We start from the raw sequence: 2,996 nt of genomic DNA, 5'->3' as shown, positions 1-2,996 counted from the left end.
GGTCCGAACGGCGGCGCCTGATCCGTGGGTGACTCCGGCGCCTCCGACGTCCGGTATACCGTCGCCGGTGCGGGGGACGACGAGTCGAGCGTCGGGTGACGCCGCCGACGCTTCGCCGACGGATCGACCGCGAGCCGAGGGTTTAATTCCGGGAGGGGGCGAGGGACCCCTGTGGACCCCGACCGGATCCCCGCCGAGTTCCCCGCCCCGAGCTTCCGCGGCGCGCAGGAGCGGGCGCTCGCGGACATCCGCGACGCGTTCGCCGCCGGCAACGAGGTCGTCCTCGTGCGCGCGCCGACCGGCAGCGGCAAGTCGCTGCTCGCGCGGGCGGTGATGGGCGCGGCCGCGACGGTCGACGAGACGGCGCCGAGCGAGGCGACGGGCGCCTACTACACGACGCCGCAGGTGTCGCAGATCGACGACGTCGAGGCGGACGACCTGCTCGACGACCTGGCGGTGATCCGCGGGAAGTCGAACTACGACTGCATCCTCCCCGGCGAGCACGACACGCCGGTCAACCGCGCGCCCTGCGTCCGGCAGCAGGGGTTCGACTGCTCCGTGAAACACCGGTGCCCGTACTTCTCCGACCGCGCGATCGCCTCCGGTAACCGGTACGCCGCGATGACGCTCGCCTACTTCATGCGCACCGCGGGCTCCGAGGTGTTCCGCAAGCGCGACGTCGTCGTGATCGACGAGGCGCACGGGCTCGCCGAGTGGGCGGAGATGTACGCGACGATCGAGCTCTCGCCCGACCGCGTCCCGGTCTGGGACGACGTGCGCGTCCCGGACGTGGAGGCCGACGCCGGCCCCGAGGAGGACGCGCTCGACCGCACCGCCCGGTTCGTCGCCTCCCTCCGCGACGTCGCGAAGCGCGCGAGAGACGAGTTGACGGGGCGGCCCGAGCTCGACCGCGAGGAGGTCGCGCGCCGCGACCGCCTCGGAGAGCTGGTGAGCGAGCTCGGCTGGTTCTTAGAGGACTACCGCGACCTCGACTCGCCGACGACGTGGGTCGTCGACCAGTCCGGCGGGGAGGGGTCGCCGCTCGCGATCAAACCCTTGGATCCGGCCCGCTACCTCCGGCACACGGTGTGGGACCGCGGGAACCGGTTCGCGCTGCTCTCCGCCACCATCCTCTCGAAGGAGGCGTTCTGCCGCGGGATCGGCCTCGATCCCGCGACCGTCGCCCTCGTCGACGTCCCTCACACGTTCCCGCTGGAACACCGCCCGCTGTACGACGTGACGCGGGGGTCGATGACCTACGAGCACCGCGACGAGACGATACCGGAGATCGCCCGCCTGACCGTCCGGCTCATGGCCGAACACCCGGACGAGAAGGGACTTATCCACGCGCACTCGTACGACATCGCCGGGCGGCTCACCGAGCTGCTGGGCGAGTTCGGCGTCGCCGCGCGCGTCCGGCGGCACGGTCGAGAGAACCGCGACGCGGAGCTCTCCGCGTGGAAGGCGAGCGACGACCCGGAGGTGTTCGTCTCCGTGAAGATGGAGGAGGCGCTGGACCTGAAGGGCGACCTCTGCCGGTGGCAGGTGGTGTGTAAGGCGCCGTACCGCAACACGAACGACTCCCGCGTCGCCCGCCGGCTCGCGGACGACCAGTGGGCGTGGTACCACCGGACGGCGCTGCGGACCGTGATTCAGGCGTGCGGCCGCGTCGTCCGCGCGCCCGACGACTACGGCGCGACGTACCTCGCGGACGACTCCCTGCTGGACCTCTTCGACCGCGCGAAGGCGGACACGCCGCCGTGGTTTCGAGACCAGATCGACGCGATGACGACGCCCGACCTCCCGGAGTTCGACCCCGCTGCCGCGCTCGCCGGGGTCGACGCCGACCCCTCCGGTCCCGCCCGGGCGGCGCGGAACCGGGGCGACGGCACGGGCGGTACCGGCGGTACGGGGGGCGCGTCCGAACGCGGCGGCTCCGGCGCGAACGGATCTGGGGGCGCCGCGACCGGTGGCGCCGACCGGGCCGATACCGTCGGATCGAGCGGCCGAAACGGACGCGGCGACGACGCCGACGAGACGCGGACCCGCTCGGAGGCCGACGCTCAGCGTCGGGAGGACCACCCGCTCTCCGACGTCTGGGGCGACGGCTGAAGCAGCGTGTTACGCCGCGGGGCGCCGCGTCACGTCGAACGGCGCCTACAGCAGCGAGACGCCCCAGGCGGCCATCGAACTCACCATGAGGAGCGCGAAGAATAGCGCGAAGATCTGTTGTCTGTCCATACCCCCACTGCGCCGCAGAGCGGGATAATTCCTGCGGGCCGTCCTCGGTAGTGGTTATACGCCGCCGACCTGATCAACTGTCAATATATATCGTATAAGGTGTATCAGGGGCCTGAATCAATTAGTAACCTTCATAAACCTTCACGGGCCTATCCTAGATATGGCAAAAAAGGGCCTCACGAGTGCGCTGACGCTGTACGGTGCGCGAACGCTGACACTCTCTCAGGCGGCCACACGGGCGGGCCTCAGCGAGGCCGAGTTCGTCGATCAGTTGGAGCGTCGCGGCATCGACGTGACCGAGTCCGACCGCGCCGCCGCGCTCGGCGCCGAGTCGACCGCCCGAGCCGACTGATCTCGACGCCCGAAGCTTCGGATTTCGATCGGTCGCCGTTGTACGTATTTCGTTCTCTAGGTATACTCCCGCTCGATACGGCCGGTCGCTAACCGGCGCTGTGCGATCGATAGCGGGAGCGAGCGTCGTCGATCTGTTCGAGCGTTGTTTAGAAGTGAACGAGAGGTGTTGCTATCGGCTGTTCATGTGGGTGCAAGGGACCCGCTGGGAAGACCTCCAAAGCCCCAGCCGCGAGGACGCCGCACGCTCGCTGTGCTCCTCAGTCGCTCGCTTCACTCGCTCCCTGCGGTGCTTGGCGTCGCCTGCGGCGTCCTCGCGGCTGCCCCTTTGAGTCCTACCCACCCGCAACCGCCCCGCACCTCACGCCTCCCCAGCCTCGAGCCGGGCGGCGGGCGGGGGCGGA

General features: G+C 70.1%; 2 protein-coding genes. Both read left to right on the top strand.

The window, feature by feature from the left end:
• Positions 1–171: 171 nt before the first annotated feature.
• Positions 172–2,112, top strand: coding sequence for an ATP-dependent DNA helicase (locus tag OQF71_RS14235; protein WP_280588468.1), 1,941 nt, complete (start codon positions 172–174; stop codon positions 2,110–2,112).
• Positions 2,113–2,401: 289 nt separating this feature from the next.
• Complete coding sequence (locus tag OQF71_RS14230; RefSeq protein WP_280588467.1) at positions 2,402–2,593, top strand: UPF0175 family protein; 192 nt, start codon at positions 2,402–2,404, stop codon at positions 2,591–2,593.
• The last annotated feature ends 403 nt before the right edge of the window (positions 2,594–2,996 follow it).

This window comes from Halorubrum sp. Boch-26 (assembly GCF_029889805.1).
GTDB lineage: Archaea > Halobacteriota > Halobacteria > Halobacteriales > Haloferacaceae > Halorubrum.
The sequence above is the reverse complement of the archived record's forward strand: the minus strand, read 5'-3'. Positions and strand labels throughout refer to the sequence as shown.

What these genes read in the sequence shown, in the direction of transcription:
- OQF71_RS14230 (WP_280588467.1), top strand. Translation starts at nt 2,402, where the DNA reads ATGGCAAAAAAGGGCCTCACGAGTGCGCTGACGCTGTACGGTGCGCGA.